Origin of the sequence: Mycobacterium deserti, assembly GCF_025345615.1 — a bacterium.
GTDB lineage: Bacteria > Actinomycetota > Actinomycetes > Mycobacteriales > Mycobacteriaceae > Mycobacterium > Mycobacterium deserti.
In genome coordinates this window covers 1,158,142-1,181,351 of sequence record NZ_JAODWD010000001.1, presented here as the reverse complement: position 1 = coordinate 1,181,351, position 23,210 = coordinate 1,158,142, and the positions used below count along the sequence as shown (strand labels likewise).

The following is a 23,210-nucleotide window of genomic DNA, read 5'->3' as shown; positions in this document are numbered from 1 at the left end:
CCCCAGAGAACGCGGAGGTTACCGCGTGTTACGGAGAGGAAAATTCCCCGGCCGTCAGTGCGGCGTCGCCTTGAACCTCTCGATCGAAGCCTGCACCTCGGCTTCGGCTTTGTCGCGGCCCACCCAATCGGCGGCCTTGACGTACTTGCCCGGTTCCAGGTCCTTGTAATGCACGAAGAAGTGCTTGATGGCCTCCAGTTCGAAGGCCGGAACGTCCTCGAGGTCCTGAATATGATCCCACCGGGGATCGCCGGCGACCACGCACAGCACTTTGTCGTCGCCGCCTGCCTCGTCGGTCATCTGGAACATCGCGACGGGGCGCGCCTCGACGATGCAGCCGGGGAACACCGACTCGGGCAGCAGCACCAACGCGTCGAGCGGGTCGCCGTCCTCGCCGAGGGTGTTCTCGAAGAACCCGTAGTCCGTCGGATACGCCATCGACGTGTACAAGTAGCGGTCCAGCTTCACCTTGCCGGTGTCGTGGTCAACCTCGTACTTGTTGCGCGAACCCTTGGGGATCTCGATGACGACGTCCAATTCCACCGCCGCGGCTCCTTCGCATGTGCTCTGAGTCTGGGTCGCCCGCTTGGCGACGCGGGTCAACCCTAATGGAGCGATACCCTGCTCTACGGGGGCGGCCTGAGTAGGCGGTCCAGACAGGGCAGGAGAGTCAGTCATGCGGCCCACTCGGTGGCGGCGATCCACCCACGCGGTGGTCGGGGTGGCGGTACTGCTGCTGGTCGCGGTGGTCGTCGCGGTCGCTGCCGTGCTGACGACGGGCCATTCGACCGACGCGACGGCGGTCAAACCCACACCTCCCGCCGCAACCGCCAAACCGGCCGTGGTACCTGTCGCCGAGTCCGCACCCAAGCCGACCGCCTCAGCGCTGGCCGCGGCGCTGGCGCCCGCGGTCGCCGACCCCAACCTCGGCGACTTCACCGCCCGGGTCACCGACGCGATGACCGGTACGCAGTTGTGGGCGCGCGGCGCCGACATCCCGATGCAGCCCGCGTCGACCAACAAGACGCTGACCGCGGCGGCCGCGCTGCTGGTACTCGACCGCAACGCCCGGCTGACCACCCGGGTGCGGGCAGGAGCGCGTCCGGGCGTCGTTGTGCTTGAGGGCGGCGGCGACCCGACGCTGTCGGCGGTCCCCCCGGGTGAGGAGACCTGGTACCGCGACGCTGCCCGCATCAGCGACCTCGCCGAGCAGGTGCAACGCAGCGGCATGGAGGTGACCGCGGTGCAGGTCGACACCAGCGCCTACAGCGGACCCACCATGGCTCAGGGGTGGGACCCGGTCGACATCGACTACGGGGACATCGCCCCGATGGAGTCGGTGATGCTCGACGGTGGCCGGACTCAGCCGGTCAGCGTCGACTCAGTGCGGTCCAGGACGCCCGCGCTGGACGCGGGCCGCGCGCTGGCCGTCGCGTTGGAGGTCGACCCCGTGCACGTCACGGTGTCGCCGTCGCGGGCCGACGGACGCGAACTCGCAGCCGTGCAGTCGCCACCGCTGATGCAACGACTCCGCGACATGATGAATGCGTCCGACAACGTGATGGCCGAGGCGATCGGCCGTGAGGTGGCTGCCGAAGTGGGCAGGCCGCAGAGTTTCGACGGCGCCGCCGAGGCGGTGCTCGGCGCGCTGGAGGAGGCCGACATCGACACCAGGGGCGCCGCGCTGTTCGACTCCAGCGGCCTGTCGGTGGACGACCGGCTCACCGCCGAGACCCTCGACGAGGTGGTGCAGGCCGCCGCGGGCGACTCCCAGCCCGAACTGCGGCCGCTGGTCGATCTGCTGCCGATCGCCGGCGGCAGCGGAACCTTGTCCAACCGCTACCTCGACTCGGATCTGGTGCGACCGGCGGCCGGCTTCCTGCGCGCCAAGACCGGCTCGTTGACCGGAACCAACTCGCTGGCCGGCATCGTCACCGACGAGAGCGGCCGGGTGCTGACCTTCGCGATCATCTCCAACAATGCGGGGCCGACGGGGCGCATCGCGCTCGACAACCTGGCCGCGACGCTTCGGTCCTGCGGGTGTGGCGCATGAGCCGCGCCACGACGTCGAAACTGACCGTCGGCCGAGCTGTGGACTGGGATTTCGCCGCCACGGTCGGCGCCAAGTTGGCCCGGCCGGGGCCGGCCGCCTCCGACTACACCCGCCGCCAGGTCATCGATCAGCTGAGCGAGGCGTCGCGTAGCGCCGAATTGCCGGTCCGCGAGGTCACCGGGCTGACCGAGGGCGGCGAGGTCCCGGAGGCCCGCGTCGTGGACCGGGCGCAGTGGATCCGCGCGGCGACGCAGTCGATGCGGATCATGACCGGCGGCAACGACCTTGACGCCGACGGCGGGACACGTCCGCCGATGATCGCGGGGCGGATCACCGGGGCGCAGACCGGCGCGGTGCTGGCGTTCGTGTCGTCGGGCATCCTCGGGCAGTACGACCCGTTCGGACCCGGCGGCGGCGAACTGCTGTTGGTGTACCCCAATGTGATCGCCGTCGAGCGGCAGTTGCGGGTGCAGCCGTACGACTTCCGGCTCTGGGTGTGCCTGCACGAGGTCACCCACCGCGTGCAGTTCCGTGCCAACCCGTGGCTGGCCGATCACATGTCGACCTCGCTGGCGGTGCTGACCGAGGAGACCGCCGACGACGTCTCCGAAGTCATCGGCCGGCTTGCGAAGTTCGTCCGCGAACGTGGCAACGGCGTTGCGGCCGAACCGAATTCGTCAGGAATGATCGGTTTGATGCGGGCGGTGCAGTCGGAGCCGCAGCGCCGGGCGCTCGACCAACTGCTCGTGCTCGGCACGCTTCTGGAGGGCCACGCCGACCACGTGATGGACGCCGTCGGTCCCGCGGTGGTGCCGTCGGTCGCCACGATCCGGCGCCGGTTCGACGAGCGCCGCCGCCGCAAGCAACCGCCGCTGCAGCGGGTCCTGCGGGCACTGCTGGGGGTGGACGCGAAGCTCAGCCAGTACACACGCGGCAAGGCGTTCGTCGACCACGTGGTCTCGCGGGTCGGCATGGACCGTTTCAACGCCGTCTGGTCGGGGCCCGAGACCTTGCCGCGGCCAGACGAAGTCGACGAACCGCAGCGATGGATCGACAGGGTGCTGTAGCCGACCTGCGGCGCGCGGTGTCGACGTTTGCCAAGGCTCACGGCGTCGATGACCCGCGCTGGTGCGTGGCGCTGTCGGGAGGGCCGGACTCACTGGCGTTGACCGCTGTCGCCGCCGAGTTGAGGCCGACGACGGCGCTGGTTGTCGACCATCGGCTGCAGGTCGGGTCGCGGGCAGTCGCCGACGATGCCCGCGATCAAGCGATGGAGCTGGGATGTGTTGACGCCCACGTGCTTCCGGTGGTCGTCGGCCGCAGCGGCGGCCCGGAGGCGGCGGCCAGAGAGGCCCGCTACGCGGCGTTGCGAGCCGCGTGTGACGGTGCGCCGGTGCTGCTTGGCCACACCCTCGACGATCAGGCCGAGACGGTCCTGCTCGGCCTGGGTCGCGGCTCGGGAGCACGGTCGATCGCGGGGATGCGGTCGTACCAGCCGCCGTGGTGCCGCCCGTTGTTGTCAGTGCGGCGCGGCGTGACGATCGCGGCGTGCGCCGAGCTCGGACTCAAGCCGTGGCATGACCCACACAACTTCGACCCACGGTTCACCCGCACCCGTCTGCGGCTCGACGTGCTGCCGCTGATGGAGGAGACGCTCGGCGGGGGTGTCGCCGAGGCCCTGGCCCGCACCGCGTCGTCGCTGCGCGAGGACAACGACGCACTCGACGAGCTGGCTGAACGAGCCTTGGCCGACCTGGACGCCGGTGAGGGACTCGACACCCGCCGGCTCGCCGAGCTGCCCACGGCGCTGCGGCGCAGGGTGATCCGGGGCTGGCTGCTGGCAGGCGGGGCGACCGGGTTGACCGACACGCAGATCCGCGGGGTGGACACCTTGGTGACCGCGTGGCGTGGGCAGGGGGGAGTGGCCGTCGGTTCACAGCTGCGCAACCAGCGGCTGGTCGCGGGTCGCCGCGACGGGATGCTGACCCTGCACACCGAGCCCGTGTGAAATCTGGCACGCTGTGGACGTGGCTGCGCACACCACCGAGCTGTATCCGGGTGACATCAAGTCGGTGTTGCTGTCCTCCGAGGAGATTCAGGGCAAGGTGGCCGAGCTCGGCGCGCTGATCGGGCAGGAGTATCGCGACGCGGTTGACTCGAACGGCCAGGACCTGCTTCTGGTGACTGTGCTCAAGGGTGCGGTGTTCTTCGTCACCGACCTCGCGCGGACCATTCCGCTGCCCACCCAGTTGGAGTTCATGGCGGTCAGCTCGTACGGGTCCTCGACGTCGTCGTCGGGCGTGGTGCGGATCCTCAAGGACCTCGACCGCGACATCAACGACCGCGATGTGCTGATCGTCGAGGACATCGTCGACTCCGGCCTGACGCTGTCGTGGCTGTTGCGCAATCTCGCGTCGCGACGGCCGCGCTCGCTGCGGGTGTGCACGCTGCTGCGCAAGCCCGACGCCGTGCGCGACGACGTGGACATCAGCTATATCGGTTTCGACATCCCCAACGAGTTCGTGGTCGGCTACGGCCTGGACTATGCGGAGCGCTACCGCGACCTGCCGTACATCGGCACGCTTGATCCGAAGGTGTACGAACAGCCGTAGGCAGCGCAGTATGTGGACCATGACCGAAACGGCACCCGCGGACGCGGGGAGCAGTCAGGCGCTGCGGATCTGCCCGCTGTGTGAGGCCACCTGCGGCCTGACCCTGTCCATCGGCGACGGCCGGATCACCGGCGCACGCGGAGATCGCGACGACGTGTTCAGCCACGGCTTCATCTGCCCCAAGGGGGCGAGTTTCGGCGAACTCGACAACGATCCCGACCGGCTGACGCGGCCGCTGGTCCGCCGCGACGGTGTACTGACCGAAACGACCTGGGACGAGGCCTACGCCGCGGTGGCGAACGGCCTGGGCGACGTCATCGCCGCGCACGGCGGCGCGTCGGTCGGCGTGTACCTCGGCAACCCGAACGCGCACACCGTCGCGGGCAGCCTGTACGCGCCGCTGGTCATTCGCGCGCTAGGCACGCGACAGGTCTACTCCGCGAGCACCCTGGATCAGATGCCCAAGCATGTCGCACTGGGCTATATGTATGGCAGCCCCGTCGCGTTCACCGTGCCCGATCTCGATCGCACCGATTATCTCGTCGTCATCGGCGCGAATCCGCTTGTGTCCAACGGCAGTCTGGCCACCGCAGCCGACTTCCCAGGCAAGCTGCGGGCACTTCGTAAGCGTGGTGGGCGGCTGATCGTCATCGACCCGGCCCGCACCCGCACCGCAGAACTCGCCGACCGTCACCTCGCCCCGCGTCCCGGTACGGACGCGGCGCTGCTGCTGGCCGTCGTCCATGTGCTGTTCGACGAGGGACTCGTCGCCCTCGGTCATCTCGCCGACGACGTCAACGGGGTCGATTTGGTCCGCACGCTGGCCGACGACTTCGGACCCGACGCGGTGGCCGAGTACTGCGGCATCGAGGCCGACGACATCCGACTGCTCGCCCGCGAGCTCGCCGCGGCCCCGTCGGCCGCCGTCTACGGCCGGATGGGCACGTCGACAGTCGAATTCGGCACGCTCGGCAGCTGGCTCGTGGACGTCGTCAACGTCCTGACCGGAAACCTGGACCGGGCCGGCGGGTCCATGTTCCCGCTGTCACCGGTCGCGCCGGCACCGCGCCCACCCAAGGCCGGACGGGGCTTCGCGACCGGACGGTGGCACAGCCGGGTGTCCGGATATCCCGAGGCGCTGTCCGAACTTCCAGCCGCTGCCCTGGCCGAGGAGATCGACACTCCCGGCGACGGCCAGATCAAGGCGATCATCACGATCGCTGGCAACCCGGTGCTGTCCGCGCCCGACGGTGATCGGCTCGAGAAGGCGCTCGACGGTGTCGGTTTCATGCTCAGCGTCGACCCTTACCTCAACGAGACCACCCGCCACGCCGACGTCATCCTGCCGCCACCGCCCCCGTCGCAGAGCGCGCATTTCGACTTCGCGCTGGGCAACCTCGCGGTGCGCAACAACGCGAGGTATTCACCGCCCGTGCTTCCGCTGGCGGACCGTCCGGACGAACCGGAGATCCTGTCGCGCATCGCGCTGATGCTCTACGGCATGGGCATCGACGGCGACCCGTCAGTCGTGGACGATCAGGTCATCGCGATGACACTGGCCAAGGAGACGGCCGATCCAGGTTCGCCGGTCGCGGGGCGGCCCGTCGACGAGTTGACCACGATGCTGATCGACGGGCCGGGTTACGAGCGGCGACTCGACATGATGCTGCGGCTCGGCCCGTACGGCGACGCGTTCGGCGCACGTCCCGACGGCTTGACGTTGCGCACGCTCAAGGAGGCGCCGCACGGCATCGACTTCGGACCGCTGCAACCGCGCTTGCGCCAGGTGCTGCGAACCCCCACGGGCCGAATAGAACTCGCGCCCGAGCCGCTGCTCGCCGACGCGGCACGTCTGCGCGATGCGCTCGACCGCAGCCCCGCCAGCTTCGTGCTCATCGGCCGGCGGCATCTTCGGTCGAACAACAGTTGGATGCACAACCTGCCCGCACTGGCCGGCGGATCGAACCGGTGCACACTGCGGATCCATCCCGACGACGCTGCCGATCTCGGTCTCACGGACACGGCCGTCGTCAAGGGGCCGGGTGGCGAACTGCTGGCTCCGGTCGAGGTCGCCGACGGCATGCGCCGCGGCGTGGTGTCACTGCCGCACGGGTGGGGACACGACCGCGCGAAGACTGGACAGGAACTGGCCGCGAGCCAGCCGGGCGTCAACGTCAATCAGCTCAACGACGGCAACAGCCTCGACCCGCTGTCGGGGACTGCTGTGCTCAACGGGATACCGGTCGTCATTGCTCCGGCGGGCTGACCGTGCGACTCAGGTCAGCTCGTAGATCACCGTCACGCTGAATCCGACGGTCTGCTGGCCGGGTTCGATCGGCACGGCGGCCATCTCCGCCGCGCCGTCGCGGGTGCTCGGATACGGCACCGGCGGCGTCGACGACGGGGCCTCCGAGATCGAGAGCACCTTGCCGAGGTCCAGTTCGGCCAGCAGCGCGTACTGCTCGGCACGGCTCTTGGCGTCGTTGAAGGCTCTCGAGCGCGCTTCGCGGACCAGTTGCGAGTCGTCCTCGATCGCGAGGGTGACGTTGTTGATCCTCGTCGCGTTGCCGCCTGTACTGGCGATGATGCCGAATGCCTGCGATGCGGCATCGAGTTGGCGGATCTTGATGTCGATGGTGTTCGACGCGCGATAACCGTTGATGTTGTTGCTGTCCCCGCCGGTGTACTGCGGCTGAACGCTCACCTCTGAGGTGTTGATGTCCTTGCGGTCGACGCCCGAGTTGGCCAGCGCGTCGATGACCGCCCGCTGAAGCTGGCTGGTCTGGTTCAGCGCCCCTGCCGCGTCGGCGGCGATGATCTCCATCCCCGCGTTGATCGTCAGCGTGTCAGGGGTGCCCTCCACCTCGCCCTGGCCGATGACGGTGACCTGACGGGTCTCGGTGTCACCGGTGCTGACGATGGGCCCAGAGGTCGCGTCGCAACCGGTCAGCGCCGCCGCCGCCAGGGCAGCAGCGGCAAGGATTCGGACCGCCATCGAACTTCGCGCTACAGGCACGCCTGGCACCCTACCGTTACGGAGTCGCCAGAACCCGCAGTGCGCGTCGGGATTTGCGAGCTCAGCCCAACCCGGCCAGGAAGGCAAGCAGTTCGGCGTTGACCTCGTCGGGCCGCTCCTGCTGGATCCAGTGGCCGGCGCCGTCGATCATCACCTCGCGGTACTCGCCGGACACGACTTCGAGCGCGCGTGCGGGGTTCATCGTCGGCCCGACGGGGTCGGCCGTGCCGCCGACGAACAGCGCGGGCACGGTGATTCGCGCGTCTGCGAGCTGGGGGGTCGACTCCCAATTTCGGTCGTAATTGCGGTACCAGTTCAACGCGCCGGTGAACCCGGTCCGGCTGAACTCGGCGACGTAATGCTCGAACTCCTCGGGGCTGATCCACTTCGGCAGCGGCGCCGGTCCGGCCACCAGCCCGGCGAACATCCCGCTCATGGTGGCGGCGACATCGGCTTCCATCTCCGCATCTGCCACGCCGTACTGCTGGAAGCGCAGCATGTAGAAGTCGTCGCCGAATTTCTCCCGCCACCGTTCGGTGGGACGGGACCTCGCTCGGGGGATCGGCGGCACGCTCAGACCGGCGACCGCCCGGACGCGGGTCGGAGCCAGAAGCGCGGTGTGCCACACGACCATGGCACCCCAGTCGTGGCCGATGAAGACGGCCTGGTCCGCGCCGACGTCGTCGAGCAGGCCGACGAGATCGGCGGTGAGGGCGTGAATGTCGTAATCCTGGACGGCCTCGGGTCGGCTGGAGCCGCCGTACCCCCGTTGATCGGGAGCCATTACGTGATAGCCGGCGTCGGCGAGCACGGGGATCTGCAGTCGCCACGAGTACGCCAACTCGGGGAACCCGTGCGCCAGCACGATCACGGGCGCTCCGCGATCACCGGCCTCGATCACCCGCAATCGCACACCGTTGGTCTCGACGAACCGCTCGGCAGAGGTGAGCACGAAGTCAGCCAAGCACAGCATGGTTTCGCAGGGGCGGCAGGCGGCGCACAGAGCCGTCGGGAACCTTGCTTCGTTGGTCTAGCGGTAGCCTTGAGGTTTCCAACTGCGCGAATCGGAAGGACACCGGCCGCGAGCGGCCGCACGAGATGAAGCCCAGGACGGCGTACTGAATGAACCGGAAAAATGTGATCCGCACGCTCACCGTGATCGCGGTGGTGCTGTTACTGGGTTGGTCGTTCTTCTACTTCAGCGACGACACCCGCGGATACAAACCCGTCGACACCTCGGTCGCGGTCGCTCAGATCAACAGCGACAACGTCAAGAGCGCGCAGATCGACGACCGGGAGCAGCAGCTGCGCCTCGAGCTCAAGGACGGCAACTCCGACACCGAGGACAGCGACAAGATCATCACCAAGTACCCCACGGGGTACGGAGCGACGCTGTTCGACGCGCTGCAGGCCAAGAACGCCAAGACCAACACCGTCGTGAACCAAGGCAGCATGCTCGGCTCGCTGTTGATCTACCTGCTGCCCCTGCTCCTGCTCGTCGGTCTGTTCGTGATGTTCTCCCGCATGCAGTCCGGCGGGCGGATGGGCTTCGGCTTCGGCAAGTCGAAGGCCAAGCAACTCGGTAAGGACATGCCCACGACCACCTTCGCCGACGTCGCAGGTGTTGACGAGGCGGTCGAGGAGCTCTACGAGATCAAGGACTTCCTGCAGAATCCGAGCCGCTATCAGGCGCTCGGGGCCAAGATTCCCAAGGGTGTGCTGCTCTACGGGCCGCCCGGCACCGGCAAGACGCTGCTGGCCCGCGCGGTCGCCGGTGAGGCGGGGGTGCCGTTCTTCACCATCTCCGGATCCGACTTCGTCGAGATGTTCGTCGGCGTAGGCGCTTCGCGCGTGCGTGACATGTTCGAGCAGGCCAAGCAGAACAGCCCCTGCATCATTTTCGTCGATGAGATCGACGCCGTCGGCCGTCAGCGCGGTGCGGGCATGGGCGGCGGCCACGACGAGCGCGAGCAGACGCTCAACCAGCTGCTGGTCGAGATGGACGGCTTCGGCGAACGCCAGGGAGTCATCCTGATCGCGGCCACCAACCGCCCCGACATCCTCGACCCCGCGCTGCTGCGGCCGGGCCGCTTCGACCGCCAGATCCCGGTCTCGGCTCCTGACCTGGCCGGACGCCGCGCGGTCCTGCGGGTGCACTCGCAGGGCAAGCCGATCGCCGACGACGCCGACCTCGAAGGACTGGCCAAGCGCACTGTCGGCATGTCGGGCGCCGACCTGGCCAACGTCATCAACGAGGCCGCGCTGCTGACCGCTCGCGAGAACGGCACGATCATCACCGGCCCCGCCCTCGAGGAGGCTGTCGACCGCGTCGTCGGCGGCCCGCGCCGCAAGAGCCGCATCATCAGCGAGCACGAGAAGAAGATCACCGCCTACCACGAAGGCGGGCACACGCTCGCGGCGTGGGCGATGCCCGACATCGAGCCGATCTACAAGGTGACGATCCTGGCCCGCGGTCGCACCGGCGGTCACGCCATGGCGGTGCCCGAGGACGACAAGGGCCTGATGACGCGGTCGGAGATGATCGCTCGGCTGGTGTTCGCGATGGGTGGGCGCGCTGCCGAGGAGTTGGTGTTCCGCGAGCCGACCACCGGCGCGGTGTCCGACATCGAGCAGGCCACCAAGATCGCCCGCGCGATGGTCACCGAGTACGGCATGAGCTCCAAGCTCGGCGCGGTGCGCTACGGCACCGAGCACGGCGACCCGTTCCTGGGCCGCACCATGGGTACGCAGGCCGACTACAGCCATGAAGTCGCGCAGATCATCGACGACGAGGTGCGCAAACTGATCGAAGCCGCCCATACCGAGGCCTGGGAGATCCTCACCGAGTACCGCGACGTGCTCGATACGCTCGCCGGCGAGCTGCTGGAAAAGGAGACGCTGCACCGCGTCGAACTCCAGGCGATCTTCGGAGACGTGAAGAAGCGGCCGCGATTGACCATGTTCGACGATTTCGGCGGCCGCGTGCCGTCGGACAAACCGCCGATCAAGACGCCGGGCGAGCTGGCCATCGAACGCGGCGAGGAATGGCCCAAGCCGATCCCCGAGCCGGCGTTCAAGGCCGCCATCGCCCAAGCCACCCAGGATGCCGCGGCGCGTCAGCACCAGAACGGTGCGAACGGCAACGGAACCAACGGAACTCCTGCGGCCGGTTCCACGCAACCCGATTACGGCGCCCCCGCCGGTTGGCATGCTCCGGGGTGGCCGCCTCATCCGCAGCAGCAGCAGCAACAGCAGCCCGCGCCGCAGTCGCAGGGGTACTGGTATCCGCCGCCGCATCAGCAGGCGTGGCACAACCCCAATCTCGCCGGAGGGGCTCCGCCACCCTATCCGCCGTATCAGCCCTACCCACAGCCCGGAGCGCCCGCGCCGCAAGGGAATTCACCTAATCCCAACGAGGAACAGGGACCGGACAACGGCCGGCAGAACCCGCACGGCTGACAACTAAACGGAGGGGCTTCAATGGCGCGGCCGCACAACAACTCGGCTACGTTCAATCCAGGGACGTTCGACCAACCACGTGCCGAGGCGGCAGTTCGCGAACTGCTGATCGCGGTCGGTGAAGACCCCGACCGGCACGGGTTGGAAGACACTCCCGCGCGGGTCGCGCGCGCTTACAAGGAGCTCTTCGCCGGTCTCTACACCGATCCGGACAGCGTGTTGGACACCACGTTCGACGAACAACACGACGAACTGGTGTTGGTCAAGCAGATCCCGATGTACTCGACCTGCGAGCACCATCTCGTGTCGTTCCACGGGGTGGCGCACGTCGGCTACATCCCCGGTGTCGACGGTAGGGTCACCGGGCTGTCGAAGATCGCGCGCCTGGTCGACCTGTACGCCAAGAGGCCGCAGGTGCAGGAGCGGCTGACCGCACAGATCGCCGATGCCCTGATGCGCAAACTGAAGCCGCGCGGCGCAATCGTCATCGTCGAGGCCGAGCACCTCTGTATGGCGATGCGCGGCGTACGTAAACCCGGCGCGGTCACGACGACGTCCGCCGTGCGCGGACAGTTCAAGACCGACAACGCGTCACGGGCCGAGGCACTGGATCTCATCCTGCGAAAGTGACATCGACACGGGTGCAGGTCATGGGGGTCGTGAACGTCACCGACGACTCCTTTTCCGACGGGGGACTGTTCCTCGACCGTGACCGTGCCGTGGAGCACGGACTTGCGCTGGCCGCAGAAGGAGCCGCGATCGTCGACGTCGGCGGTGAATCGACCCGGCCGGGTGCCACGCGCATCGACGCGGACGTGGAGAAGTCGCGCGTCCTGCCGGTCATCAAAGAGCTTGCCGATCATGGGCTTACGGTCAGTATCGACACGATGCACGCGGAAGTCGCGCGAGCTGCCCTGGAGAACGGCGCGCAGATCGTCAACGACGTGTCGGGCGGCCGCGCTGACGCGGACATGGCGCCACTGCTCGCCGATGCGAACGTGCCGTGGATCCTGATGCACTGGCGCTCAGTCGGGGCCGAACAACCCCATCAGGTGCCGCCGTACCGCGATGTCGTCGTCGAGGTTCGCGACGAACTGTTGGCCGGTGTGGACGCGGCCGTGGCTGCCGGCGTGGATCCGGCCAAACTGGTCATCGACCCTGGCCTCGGATTCGCCAAGACAAGCCAACACAATTGGGCCCTGCTGCACGCGCTGCCCGAATTCGTCGCCACCGGGATACCGGTCCTGGTGGGCGCGTCGCGCAAACGCTTCCTCGGCACTCTGCTGGCGGATGCCGCCGGCGAACCCCGGCCGCCGGACGGCCGCGAGACCGCGACAGCGGTGATATCCGCGCTAGCCGGTCTGCACGGCGCGTGGGGTGTCCGGGTGCACGACGTTCGCGCGTCGGTCGACGCGCTCAAGGTGGTCGAGGCGTGGAGCGGATGACTGATCGAATCGAATTGCGCGGGTTGACCGTTCGTGGCAATCACGGGGTATTCGACCACGAGCGACGCGACGGGCAGGATTTCATCGTCGACATCACGGTGTGGGTCGACCTCGCGGCGGCGGCCGCGAGCGACGACTTGACCGACACCCTCGACTACGGAGAGCTGGCGCAGCGGGCCGCCGACATCGTGGCCGGACCGCCGCGGAACCTCATCGAGACGGTTGCCGGTGAGATCGCCGAGGAGGTGATGGCCGACGGTCGGGTGCAGGCCGTCGAGGTCGTCGTCCACAAGCCGTCGGCTCCGATTCCGCTGCAGTTCAGCGATGTTGCGGTGGTGGCGCGAAGATCGCGTCGAGACACACGCGGGAGCACCGAGTGACTTCTGCGCACGCGAGGAGCACCGAATGACTTCTGCGCACGCGAGGAGCACCGAGTGACTTCTGCGCACGCGAGGAGCACCGAATGACTTCGGTCGTGCTGTCGGTCGGATCCAATATCGGCGACCGGCTCGCCATGCTGCAGTCAGTGGTCGACGGGCTCGCCGATGCGGTGCGTGCGGTCTCGCCGGTGTACGAGACGGCTCCGTGGGGCGGTGTCGAGCAGGACCCGTTTCTCAACGCCGTGGTTCTCGCCGACGACCCGAGCCTCGATCCGCACGGGTGGCTGCGCCGAGCGCAGGAACTCGAACGCGCGGCGAACCGCGAACGCAACGAACGGTGGGGACCCCGCACCCTCGACGTCGACCTGATCGCGTGCCGGGACGGCGATCGTGAGGTCACATCGGACGACGAGGTGCTGACGCTGCCGCACCCGCGGGCGCACCAGCGCGCGTTCGTGCTGGAGCCGTGGCTCGCGGTCGAACCCGACGCCACGCTGACGGTGGCGGGCCGGCTTAGACCAGTCGCAGAGCTGGCGGCCGACCTGGACGCCGAAGAACGCGCGGGTGTGCTCGTCACCGGCCTGGTGCTGACCTGATGGGCCCCACCCGCAAGCGCGATCTGACGGCCGCGGTGGTGATCGTCGCCGTCGTCGGCTACGTCCTGGTGACGCTGACCTATCGGTGGTTCCCGCCGCTGACGCTGTGGACGGGCGTCTCGCTTCTTGCCGTCGCGATCGCCGAAGCGGGATGGGGGGTGTTCGTGCGCGCCAAGATCAACGACGGGCGGATCGGCGACGGACCGGGTTGGCTACATCCGCTCGCAGTGGCCCGTTCGGTGGTGATCGCCAAGGCGTCGGCATGGGTGGGCGCGCTGGTCCTGGGGTGGTGGCTGGGCGTGCTCGGCTATCTGCTGCCTCGCCGCTCGACTTTGCGGGTCGCGGGCGAGGACACCGCGGGAGCCCTTGTGGCCGCCGCATGTGCACTCGCTCTGGTCTCCGCCGCGCTGTGGCTCCAGCATTGCTGCATGTCTCCGCAGGAGCCGCCGGACGACCCCGACAGGGCGGCCGAGTGACGGAATACCAAGGCTGAGCAGCCGAATCGCCGCAGCGGTCGACACGCTTGGTGACCTGTGGCGGGTACAGTCGCCCCATGACCGATCTGAACCGCAGCGCGCGCCCCCGGCGCGGCGGGCGCAGGCCGGGCTGGGTGCTTCTGACAGCGTTGCTGGTGCTGGCCATCGGGGCCAGTTCGGCCCTGGTGTTCACCAATCGGGTGGAGCTGCTGAAGCTCGCTGTCATCCTCGCGTTGTGGGCAGCGGTCGTCGCGGCCTTCGTGTCGGTCATCTACCGCAGGCAGAGCGATGTCGACCAGGCCAAGGTGCGCGACCTCAAATTGGTCTACGACCTACAGCTGGACCGGGAGATCTCCGCGCGCCGCGAATACGAACTCTCGGTAGAGACGCAGTTGCGTCGTGAGCTGTCCTCGGAGCTGCGCGCCCAGGCCGCCGACGAGGTGGCCGGTCTGCGGGCCGAGCTGGCCGCGCTGCGTGCCAACCTGGAGATCCTGTTCGACGCCGACCTGTCGCATCGGCCGGCGATCGAGAACGAACGCTCGACCGTCCGCGCCCTCAGCGACTGGGCCCGCCCCGACAACGAGACCACCGGCCGCGTCAGCAGCAGCCGAATCGAGGCCGAGACCCGCGACGACTCGAACGCACGCACCGAGGAAAGCCCGATCATCGACGTGCCCGCCGAGCCGAATCCGCCCGAATTCGATTGGGTGCCGCCGCCCCCGCCGCCGGGCGGTGCGCATCGGCGGGCCTCAGACATCGAGCGCGAGGCGCGACGGCACCGAGGCGAAGAGCCCGCATGGACGCCACCGCCGTCCACACCACAGCCGCCCGCGCCACCCCCGCCCGAACCGCTTCGGGAACCCGCGCGCGAGCAGCCCCGAGAGACCCAGATTCCTTGGCTGCCGCCACAAGAGCCGCAGCAGCAGGAGCCGGCCCCCGCGACGAACTGGCGACCGGCTCCCGCAGAGGGGCAGTACATTCCGGCCGGCACGCCAGGTAGCAACTGGGTGGCGCCGCCGGTGCCGGTGACTGAAAACGGCTCGGCCGAATATGTCGGCAGGCGGCGGGCTCCCGATCCCGAGAGCGCGCATCCGGCGATGTCGACGACGCCGCAGGAATCCCGCCGCGGCCGCCACTCGGCGCCGCCGGACGCCGGCGATCCCGGGCGTGCGCCGTCCCCGCCGACACTGGCCACCGAGCCCGCGCAACCACCGTCACCGCCGGAGCCCGAACCGACACGTGAAACAGCGCAGTCGTCCGGGCGAAGGCACCGCAGCGACGACGAGCCCCAGACCGGCGGGCAATCCGTTGCCGAGCTGCTCGCTCGCCTGCAGGCAGCCCCCACCGGTGGTGGGCGTCGCCGCCGCCGCGAACAGTGAGCTAACCTCGTATCGACCGTCCGGTACCCGCACCGCAGGACCGGAACGCACGCATCTTTCGACATTCAGTGAGGTCGTCTACATGGGGACCCCCGACGGATTCCGTCCGGCGCGACTCACGATCGGCATCATTTCCGCTGGTCGGGTGGGTACCGCGCTCGGCGTCGCGTTGGAGCGCGCCGAACACGTCGTTGTCGCCTGCAGCGCAATCTCCCAGGCGTCGCGCGAGCGCGCGCAGCGCCGGTTGCCCGATACCGCCGTGCTGGCGGTCGACGAGGTCGCGGCTCGCGCCGAGCTGTTGTTGATCGCGGTGCCCGACACCGAACTCGCGGGCCTGGTGACGGGCCTCGCAGCCACCGGCGCGGTGCGGCCGGGGACCATCGTCGCGCACACCTCGGGTGCCAACGGCATCGGCGTGCTGGCCCCGCTGGCGTCGCAGGGCTGCATTCCGTTGGCGATCCACCCGGCCATGACGTTCACCGGTGCCGACGAGGACATCGAGCGGCTCCGTGACGGCTGCTTCGGCGTGACGGCCGCCGACGAGGTCGGATACGCGGTTGCGCAATCGTTGGTGCTCGAGATCGGCGGAGAGCCGTTCCGGGTTCGCGAAGACGCACGTGCGCTCTACCACGCGGCGCTGGCGCACGCGAGCAATCACGTGGTCACCGTGCTGCTCGATGCAGTCGAGGCGCTGCGGGCCGCGCTGTGGGGTCAGGAACTGCTGGGCCAGGAACTCGTCGGCAGCGCCCCGGGCGGGATCGCGGAACGGGTCGTCGGTCCGTTGGCACGCGCGTCGCTGGAGAACGCGCTGCAGCGGGGGCAGGCTGCGCTGACCGGTCCGGTCGCCCGCGGCGATGCGCACGTCGTCGCCCGTCATCTCGAGGCGCTGGGCGAGGCGGACCCCGAACTGGCACGGGCATACCGGGACAATTCATTGCGAACGGCCAAGCGAGCCCATGCGCCCCGCGATGTGTTCGCGGTGCTCGCGGATGGGCCCACGCGCCAGCTGGGGACGGGACAGCCATGATGCCGCGCAAGCCGCAGTTCACCGCGGGACAGTTGAACGTCTTCTCCAGCGCGCGCGATGTCAACGACGTCAGCAGGGCGCTGCGGGCTACCGGGCGCAGGGTCATGCTGGTGCCGACGATGGGCGCCCTCCACGAAGGCCATCTGACGTTGATCCGCGCCGCCAAGCGCGTCCAGGGAGCAGTAGTGGTGGTGTCGATCTTCGTCAACCCGCTGCAGTTCGGCGCCGGCGAGGACCTCGACGCCTATCCGCGGACGTTGGACGACGATCTGGCGGCGCTGCGGCAAGAGGGCGTGGAAATCGCGTTCACTCCGACGGCCGCCGACATGTACCCCGACGGGACCCGGACCTCGGTCCAGCCCGGCCCGTTGGGCATGGAACTCGAAGGTGCCTCGCGACCAACCCATTTCGCGGGCGTGCTGACCGTCGTTCTGAAGCTGCTGCAGATCGTGCGGCCGGATCGCGCATTTTTCGGGGAGAAGGACTACCAGCAGTTGGCGCTCATCCGTCAGATGGTCGCCGACCTGAACGTCGACGTGCAGATCGTCGGCGTGCCGATCGTGCGGGAGGCCGACGGGTTGGCGATGTCATCGCGCAACCGCTACCTCGACGAGGAGCAGCGCGAACACGCGGGCGCGTTGTCGGCGGCGTTGCTCGCTGGGATGTATGCCGCGTCGGGCGGCACCGCGGCTGCCTTGGACGCGGCGCGGGCCGTGCTCGACGAGGTGCCCTCGATCGAGGTCGACTACCTCGAGGTGCGTGACCCGATGCTGGGCCCAGCACCTGCGGAGGGAGCCGCTCGCATGCTCGTGGCCGCCCGGCTGGGCCGGACCAGACTGCTGGACAACATCGCCATCGACATCGGGGCCAGCGCCGGCATCGACGGTCATCCCCGCGTCGGGTCGGAAGAGTCAGATCCATTTGCCGGATCGGCCGGCAGTCACGAATTGCCCTGGAGGAATTGATGTTACGAACAATGCTGAAGTCGAAGATCCATCGCGCGACCGTCACTCAAGCTGACCTACATTATGTCGGTTCGGTCACCATCGACGCCGATCTGATGGACGCCGCTGACCTGCTCGAGGGTGAGCAGGTCACCATCGTCGACATCGACAACGGCGCGCGCCTGGTCACCTACGCCATCACCGGCGAACGCGGCAGCGGCGTTATCGGAATCAACGGCGCGGCAGCGCATCTGGTGCATCCGGGCGATCTGGTGATTCTCATCGCCTACGGCACGATGGAGGACGCCGAGGCGCGCGAGTATCAGCCCCGGATCGTATTCGTCGACGCCGCCAACAGGCAGGTCGATCTCGGTCACGATCCCGCCCACGTGCCGGCCGATGCGTCCGAACTGATGTCACCGCGGTAGCCGTGCTCCTCGCGATCGACGTCCGCAACACCCACACCGTCGTCGGATTGGTGTCGGGTTCGGGCGAGCACGCGAAGGTGGCCCAGCACTGGCGGATTCGCACTGAATCCGAAGTGACCGCCGACGAGCTGGCCCTGACGATCGACGGTCTCATCGGTGACGATTCCGAACGACTGACCGGGGCCGCGGGGCTCTCCACGGTGCCCTCGGTCATGCACGAACTCCGCGAGATGCTCGGCCAGTACTGGCCGTCCGTTCCGCACGTGCTCATCGAACCCGGTGTGCGCACCGGTATTCCGCTTCTGGTCGACAACCCCAAGGAGATAGGCGCCGACCGGATCGTCAACTGCCTGGCGGCGTTCCACAAGTACGGATCGGCGGCGATCGTCATCGACTTCGGATCGTCGATCTGCGTCGACGTGGTCTCGGCCAAGGGCGAGTTCCTCGGTGGTGCCATCGCGCCGGGGGTCGAGGTGTCGTCGGACGCGGCCGCGACACGCTCGGCGGCGCTGCGCCGCGTCGAGTTGACCCGGCCGCGGTCGGTGGTCGGCAAGAACACAGTCGAGTGCATGCAGGCAGGCGCCGTGTTCGGGTTCGCGGGACTGGTCGACGGTCTGGTGCACCGCATCCGCGAGGACGTCGACGGCTTCGCAGGCAGCGATGTCGCGGTGGTGGCGACCGGCCACACAGCGCCTCTGCTGCTGCCCGATATGCGCACCGTCGGCCACTACGATCAACACCTGACGCTCGACGGTCTGCGATTGGTGTTCGAACGCAACCGCGACAACCAGCGCGGCCGCCTCAAGCCGGCCCGTTGAATCGCTAGAAGAACGTGCGCACCAGTTCGCGGACTCGGTTGTCGGCGTCGACGACCGGGATCATCTGCCACTTGTCGAAAGTCGTGCAGGGATGCGAGATGCCGAACTCCACCCAGTCTCCCACGTCAACCCTGTCGTCCCCGCCGAGTCGCATATAGGCGTGCTGGTCGTTGAGCTTCACGACCCGGCTTGCAGGAAGGCCGTACGGGACCGGTAGATCCTGATCGAACGACACATCGCGGCGACCCATCGTCAGCAGTGCCAGCTCGGGCTCGGGGCGTGAGATCACCTGGGCCCACACGCTCATCGCCGCCATCAGCCCGTTCCGCAGCGGCGACGTCCTGTCATACAACCCGTCGTCGTGCGTCAGGTAGCAGCCACTGCGGATCACGGTGCGCCAATCACCGGCCAGCACCTCCGCCACCGCGTCGAAGTACGTGCTGCCGCCGGCGGTCACCACTACCCGATCGGTCTCGAAGATCGGCGCCAATCGCAGTGCGCTGTTGCGAATCTCGGTCAAGTACGACCTGACGCGGCCGAGCGCGCCCCCACCGACATCGTGCCCGAGCGCAGCTTCGTAGCCGGCCACACCGATCAGTCGAAGCCGCGGTGACGCGACCACCGCGCGCGCCACCTCGTCGACGGACTCTGCGTCGCGGCAGCCCGTCCGTCCGCCGGCCAGGCCCACCTCGACGCAGACGTCGAGCGGCCTTCGAGCGCCGGCCGCCGTCAGCGCGGCCGTCATCTGCGCTACTCCGGACAGCGAGTCCACCCAGCAGACGATCCGGAACGACGCATCGGCATCGAGTTCAGCGGCGAGCCAGCGCAACCCGGCCTCATCGACCAGTTCGTTGGCCAGCACCACATCGCCGACGCCGAAGGCCCGAACGACGCGGACCTGGCTGATCGTTGCCAGAGTCACCGCTGTTGCGCCTGCATCGAACTGGCGGGCCAGCAGCTGGGGGGCCATATGCGTCTTGGCGTGCGGCGCGAGTTCCACACCGCGGCCGCGGCACCAGTCCGCCATCGTCGTGAGGTTGTGGCGCAGGGCGTCGGCGCGCAGCACGCACACCGGTCCGACCGCGCCTTCGGACATCAGGTCCGGCGCCGTTTCGCAGACCTGCGCGGGCGTCCGGCCCCACCACGAGGCGGGCAGCCCCTTGAACCGCCAGTCCAGCGGCTCGTCGGCCAGCGCGGCGAGCGCCGCCGCGCTGATGGGAGCGGGCACGCGTTCATTTAAGCTGGCAGGCCGTGACCTCCGCAGACCAGCCCGCCACAGAATCCGACGTTCCCGAGCAATACCGGATTCGTCAGGCCAAGCGTGAGCGATTGCTGGCCGAGGGTCGTGAGCCGTACCCGGTCGAAGTCGCCCGCACCCACACCCTCGCCGAGATCCGACAGGCGTATCCCGAGCTCGAAGCCAACACCGAGACCGCAGAAATGGTGGGGGTCGCAGGCCGGGTCATGTTCGCGCGCAATTCGGGCAAGTTGTGTTTCGCCACACTGCAGGAGGGTGACGGTACCCAACTGCAGGCCATGATCAGTCTCGACCGCGTCGGTCAGGAGTCGCTCGACGCGTGGAAGTCCGACGTGGACCTTGGCGACATTGTCTACGTGCACGGCGAGATCATCAGTTCGAGGCGCGGCGAGCTGTCTGTGCTCGCAGATTCCTGGCAAATCGTTTCAAAAGCGTTGCGACCCCTTCCCGTCGCACATAAAGAGATGAGTGAGGAGTCCCGCGTCCGGCAGCGCTATGTCGATCTGATCGTGCGTCCCGAGGCGCGAACGATTGCGCGCCAGCGTGTCGCCGTAGTGCGTGCTGTGCGTTCGGCATTGGAGCGGCGCGGCTTCCTGGAAGTCGAAACGCCGATGCTGCAGACGCTGGCCGGCGGGGCGGCGGCCAGGCCGTTCATTACGCACTCCAATGCGCTCGATGCCGAGCTCTACCTGCGCATCGCTCCTGAACTCTTCCTGAAGCGTTGCTTGGTAGGTGGATTCGAGAGAGTCTTCGAGTTGAATCGGGTCTTCAGAAATGAAGGCGCGGATTGGACGCATTCTCCGGAATTCGCCATGCTCGAGACATATCAGGCGTACGGCACGTATGACGACTCCGCGGTTGTGACGCGTGAGATAATTCAAGAGGTTGCCGATGAGGCGATCGGCACCAGACAGGTTCCATTGCCCGATGGCTCCACCTACGACCTCGACGGCGAATGGCCGTCGATACAAATGTATCCGTCACTGTCGGAGGCTCTCGGAGAAGAGGTCACTCCCGACACTTCTGCCGAGGAGCTCTGGGCGACCGCCGACCGTCTCGGGGTCGAGATTCCCCGCGACCGCGGTTACGGCCATGGCAAATTGGTCGAGGAACTGTGGGAACACACCGTGGGAAACACCCTGTGGGCCCCCACCTTCGTGCGGGATTTCCCGGTCGAGACAACGCCTTTGACCCGCTCTCATCGCAGCATCGAAGGCGTCACCGAGAAATGGGACCTGTACGTCCGACGCATCGAACTGGCCACCGGCTACTCCGAACTGATCGACCCTGTAATTCAGCGTGAACGTTTCGAGGCGCAAGCGCGCGCCGCGGCGGCCGGTGACGATGAGGCAATGGCTCTGGACGACGATTTCCTGGCCGCTTTGGAGTATGCGATGCCGCCGTCAACAGGTACCGGAATGGGTATAGATCGGCTGTTGATGGCATTGACGGGTCTGTCGATTAGAGAGACGGTTTTGTTCCCGATTGTTCGACGACACAGCAACTGATCTGCTGTGATTCAAGTGTTGTTGTAACAATTGCTTTTATATGGCACATTGGTGCCCGGGGTTCGAGGTCTAATCTGTTGATCTGAAGGGCAGTGAGGGCAAAATGGCGAAAAAGGTGACCGTCACGTTGGTCGATGATTTCGACGGTGAGGGCGCCGCAGACGAGACCGTCGAATTCGGTCTCGACGGAGTCAGCTACGAGATCGACCTTTCGTCGAAGAATGCTGCGAAACTGCGACAGGACCTCAAACAGTGGGTGGACGCCGGCCGCCGGGTCGGCGGCCGCCGACGCGGACGTTCGGCGGGCTCCGGCCGCGGCCGGGCTGCCATTGATCGGGAGCAGAGTGCTGCGATTCGGGATTGGGCGCGCCGCAATGGACACAACGTGTCCACTCGCGGTCGCATCCCGGCCGATGTGATCGACGCATTCCACGCGGCAACCTAACCAGCGGTTGCCAGGATTCATTCGAACGGAGAACCGGCTGACAATCAGCTGGTTGTCGGCCGGATGGCCGCGCCGATCACCAAGGTGAGTGCCGCGGCACCGAATGCGACTGGAACGGTGAACCCGTCGGACAGCGCGCCGATCGCCGGGGAGCCCAGAGCCTGCCCGGCCGCAATGAGGAGGAACGGCGCTCCGACTCCGAACGCCGGATGGTCCGGATAGACGCGAATACCCCAGAGCAGCACCAAGCCGGTGAGTGCGAGGTACACGGCTCCGAACACGGCGGCTGTCGCGATGAGCGAAGGGCCGCCGACGGCGCCGAAGACCGCGGTCGCAGCGGCCAGCACCAGCATTGCGGCCGTCCACGCGCGGGCCAAGCCTGCACGGGACGCGAGGTCGCCGGTCAGCGCACCGAGCAGGCCGGCCGCGCCCAAGACGATCCACATCACCGTCGACGCGGTCGGGCTGAGCCCGCCACCCACCGCGACGTCGCGGCCGAATGTCCAGATCGCCGCGCTACCTGCGCCCATCATCGCGGACGCGACGAAGAGCGGCAGCGACCCAGCGGCGAGCACCGGTGTGGGGACGAGCGCACGCCGCTCGGCCTGACCGGAGTTCGGCGGAATCGTGAGTGCGACCCACACCGTGACGACGACGGCGGTCGCCGCGAACACGTACCACGCCATCGCCCAGTCGGCCCCACTCGCCAGCGCGATGGGCCCTGACACCATCACGCCGAGGCCGGTGCCGGAATTGACCACGGTCTGCACCCGGTCCACGCGATCAGCGGTGACATGGCGGGCAACGGCGTGCGCCAGCGGGGGAGAGGCGAGGCCGGTGCTCGAACCGGCGATGACCACACCAATCGCCAGGACAATGACGTTCGGAGCGGCGGCGATGGTCGCCGTGCCCACCGCGGCCGCGACGCCCGCGAGCACGGCGACCGTCCTGGCGCCCCACCGCGGGGTTGCGGCGGTCGCCGCCACGATCGCCACGCAGTACGCGAGGTAACTGCTCGACGCGATCGCGCCGGCCATCGCGCCGCCGAGCCCGAACCGCTCGTCGAAGGCGGGCAGGAACAGGCCGTAGGCAAATCTTGCGAATCCATAACAAACGGCGATCAACGACAGCCCGACGGCGCCAAGGCGCAGTGCTGACATTCCCGGCTCTCACCACCCCTGATAGCGCCCGCCCGACCTTTATATCCCGCCTTTCGCTAGCGGCGAACCGGCAGTCCGGCCGTATCGGAACGATTTGCCGACGTCGCGGCGTTGCAGTCTTGCGTGGGTAGGTCCGCACAGCGACACGCGTGTGGGAACCGCCCATTAGAGTGGAGGCAGGTGGGCAAGCGCGCATCGCTCGCAGA

23 protein-coding genes are annotated in these 23,210 nt (G+C 68.0%); 18 read left to right on the top strand and 5 right to left on the bottom strand.

Annotated elements, in window-relative coordinates; genetic code table 11:
• Nucleotides 1-54: 54 nt before the first annotated feature.
• The gene (locus N4S67_RS05985) at nt 55-543 is read right to left on the bottom strand and encodes an inorganic diphosphatase (protein WP_260991963.1); all 489 of its coding nucleotides are present in this window, start codon (nt 541-543) and stop codon (nt 55-57) included.
• A gap of 133 nt (nt 544-676) precedes the next feature.
• On the opposite strand from N4S67_RS05985, the gene dacB reads away from it, so the two are divergent.
• From dacB to N4S67_RS05960, 5 genes are read left to right on the top strand one after another with little or no spacing between them, the layout of a single operon-like run.
• Entirely contained in the window at nt 677-2,053 is a 1,377-nt protein-coding gene (gene dacB / locus N4S67_RS05980) for a D-alanyl-D-alanine carboxypeptidase/D-alanyl-D-alanine endopeptidase (protein ID WP_260991962.1), read from the top strand.
• Nucleotides 2,050-3,120: a zinc-dependent metalloprotease gene (locus tag N4S67_RS05975; protein ID WP_260991961.1), complete on the top strand. Its 1,071-nt coding sequence runs from the start codon at nt 2,050-2,052 to the stop codon at nt 3,118-3,120. Before dacB ends, N4S67_RS05975 begins: the two co-directional genes overlap by 4 nt.
• On the top strand, nt 3,099-4,061 hold the full coding sequence (tilS, locus tag N4S67_RS05970; protein WP_260991960.1) for a tRNA lysidine(34) synthetase TilS: 963 nt from the start codon (nt 3,099-3,101) through the stop codon (nt 4,059-4,061). Before N4S67_RS05975 ends, tilS begins: the two co-directional genes overlap by 22 nt.
• Before the next feature lies 1 nt (nt 4,062).
• Nucleotides 4,063-4,665, top strand: coding sequence for a hypoxanthine phosphoribosyltransferase (gene hpt, locus N4S67_RS05965; RefSeq protein WP_260992083.1), 603 nt, complete (start codon nt 4,063-4,065; stop codon nt 4,663-4,665).
• Nucleotides 4,666-4,684: 19 nt separating this feature from the next.
• The gene (locus N4S67_RS05960; RefSeq protein ID WP_260991959.1) at nt 4,685-6,931 is read left to right on the top strand and encodes a molybdopterin-dependent oxidoreductase; all 2,247 of its coding nucleotides are present in this window, start codon (nt 4,685-4,687) and stop codon (nt 6,929-6,931) included.
• A gap of 9 nt (nt 6,932-6,940) precedes the next feature.
• Here the strand turns inward: N4S67_RS05960 and N4S67_RS05955 are convergent, their stop codons facing one another.
• Both N4S67_RS05955 and N4S67_RS05950 read right to left on the bottom strand, forming a co-directional pair.
• Nucleotides 6,941-7,681, bottom strand: a complete 741-nt coding sequence (locus tag N4S67_RS05955) for an SIMPL domain-containing protein (protein WP_390893232.1) — start codon at nt 7,679-7,681, stop codon at nt 6,941-6,943.
• 61 nt (nt 7,682-7,742) lie between these two features.
• The gene (locus tag N4S67_RS05950; RefSeq protein WP_260991958.1) at nt 7,743-8,654 is read right to left on the bottom strand and encodes an alpha/beta fold hydrolase; all 912 of its coding nucleotides are present in this window, start codon (nt 8,652-8,654) and stop codon (nt 7,743-7,745) included.
• Between the two features lie 149 nt (nt 8,655-8,803).
• On the opposite strand from N4S67_RS05950, the gene ftsH reads away from it, so the two are divergent.
• From ftsH to N4S67_RS05895, 11 genes are all read left to right on the top strand, one after another.
• Entirely contained in the window at nt 8,804-11,140 is a 2,337-nt protein-coding gene (gene ftsH, locus N4S67_RS05945) for an ATP-dependent zinc metalloprotease FtsH (protein ID WP_260991957.1), read from the top strand.
• Between the two features lie 21 nt (nt 11,141-11,161).
• Nucleotides 11,162-11,770 carry a GTP cyclohydrolase I FolE gene (gene folE / locus N4S67_RS05940; RefSeq protein WP_260991956.1) on the top strand — a complete coding sequence of 203 codons (609 nt, stop codon included), beginning with the start codon at nt 11,162-11,164 and terminating at the stop codon, nt 11,768-11,770.
• Nucleotides 11,771-11,790: 20 nt separating this feature from the next.
• On the top strand, nt 11,791-12,585 hold the full coding sequence (gene folP / locus N4S67_RS05935; protein WP_390893254.1) for a dihydropteroate synthase: 795 nt from the start codon (nt 11,791-11,793) through the stop codon (nt 12,583-12,585).
• Nucleotides 12,582-12,965: a dihydroneopterin aldolase gene (gene folB / locus N4S67_RS05930; RefSeq protein WP_260991954.1), complete on the top strand. Its 384-nt coding sequence runs from the start codon at nt 12,582-12,584 to the stop codon at nt 12,963-12,965. The genes folP and folB overlap by 4 nt, the downstream gene beginning before the upstream one ends.
• An 83-nt stretch (nt 12,966-13,048) precedes the next feature.
• Nucleotides 13,049-13,561, top strand: coding sequence for a 2-amino-4-hydroxy-6-hydroxymethyldihydropteridine diphosphokinase (gene folK / locus N4S67_RS05925; protein ID WP_260991953.1), 513 nt, complete (start codon nt 13,049-13,051; stop codon nt 13,559-13,561).
• The gene (locus N4S67_RS05920) at nt 13,561-14,037 is read left to right on the top strand and encodes a DUF3180 domain-containing protein (RefSeq protein ID WP_260991952.1); all 477 of its coding nucleotides are present in this window, start codon (nt 13,561-13,563) and stop codon (nt 14,035-14,037) included. Before folK ends, N4S67_RS05920 begins: the two co-directional genes overlap by 1 nt.
• 77 nt (nt 14,038-14,114) lie before the next feature.
• On the top strand, nt 14,115-15,416 hold the full coding sequence (locus N4S67_RS05915; RefSeq protein ID WP_260991951.1) for a DUF6779 domain-containing protein: 1,302 nt from the start codon (nt 14,115-14,117) through the stop codon (nt 15,414-15,416).
• An 82-nt stretch (nt 15,417-15,498) separates the two neighbouring features.
• Nucleotides 15,499-16,443 (top strand): Rossmann-like and DUF2520 domain-containing protein, encoded by a 945-nt coding sequence (locus N4S67_RS05910; protein ID WP_260991950.1) that lies wholly within the window; start codon nt 15,499-15,501, stop codon nt 16,441-16,443.
• Nucleotides 16,440-17,408, top strand: a complete 969-nt coding sequence (gene panC / locus N4S67_RS05905; RefSeq protein WP_260991949.1) for a pantoate--beta-alanine ligase — start codon at nt 16,440-16,442, stop codon at nt 17,406-17,408. Before N4S67_RS05910 ends, panC begins: the two co-directional genes overlap by 4 nt.
• The gene (panD, locus tag N4S67_RS05900; RefSeq protein WP_260991948.1) at nt 17,408-17,815 is read left to right on the top strand and encodes an aspartate 1-decarboxylase; all 408 of its coding nucleotides are present in this window, start codon (nt 17,408-17,410) and stop codon (nt 17,813-17,815) included. Before panC ends, panD begins: the two co-directional genes overlap by 1 nt.
• A gap of 2 nt (nt 17,816-17,817) precedes the next feature.
• On the top strand, nt 17,818-18,633 hold the full coding sequence (locus N4S67_RS05895) for a type III pantothenate kinase (protein ID WP_260991947.1): 816 nt from the start codon (nt 17,818-17,820) through the stop codon (nt 18,631-18,633).
• Nucleotides 18,634-18,637: 4 nt separating this feature from the next.
• Here the strand turns inward: N4S67_RS05895 and N4S67_RS05890 are convergent, their stop codons facing one another.
• The gene (locus N4S67_RS05890; RefSeq protein WP_260991946.1) at nt 18,638-19,861 is read right to left on the bottom strand and encodes an alanine racemase; all 1,224 of its coding nucleotides are present in this window, start codon (nt 19,859-19,861) and stop codon (nt 18,638-18,640) included.
• A gap of 23 nt (nt 19,862-19,884) precedes the next feature.
• Here N4S67_RS05890 and lysS point away from each other — a divergent pair, with 23 nt between their 5' ends.
• Nucleotides 19,885-21,399: a lysine--tRNA ligase gene (gene lysS / locus N4S67_RS05885; RefSeq protein WP_260991945.1), complete on the top strand. Its 1,515-nt coding sequence runs from the start codon at nt 19,885-19,887 to the stop codon at nt 21,397-21,399.
• Between the two features lie 103 nt (nt 21,400-21,502).
• Nucleotides 21,503-21,844 carry a histone-like nucleoid-structuring protein Lsr2 gene (lsr2, locus tag N4S67_RS05880; protein WP_260991944.1) on the top strand — a complete coding sequence of 114 codons (342 nt, stop codon included), beginning with the start codon at nt 21,503-21,505 and terminating at the stop codon, nt 21,842-21,844.
• 44 nt (nt 21,845-21,888) lie between these two features.
• On the opposite strand, the gene N4S67_RS05875 is transcribed toward lsr2, so the two are convergent.
• Nucleotides 21,889-23,004, bottom strand: coding sequence for a YbfB/YjiJ family MFS transporter (locus N4S67_RS05875; protein WP_260991943.1), 1,116 nt, complete (start codon nt 23,002-23,004; stop codon nt 21,889-21,891).
• Nucleotides 23,005-23,210: the final 206 nt, after the last annotated feature.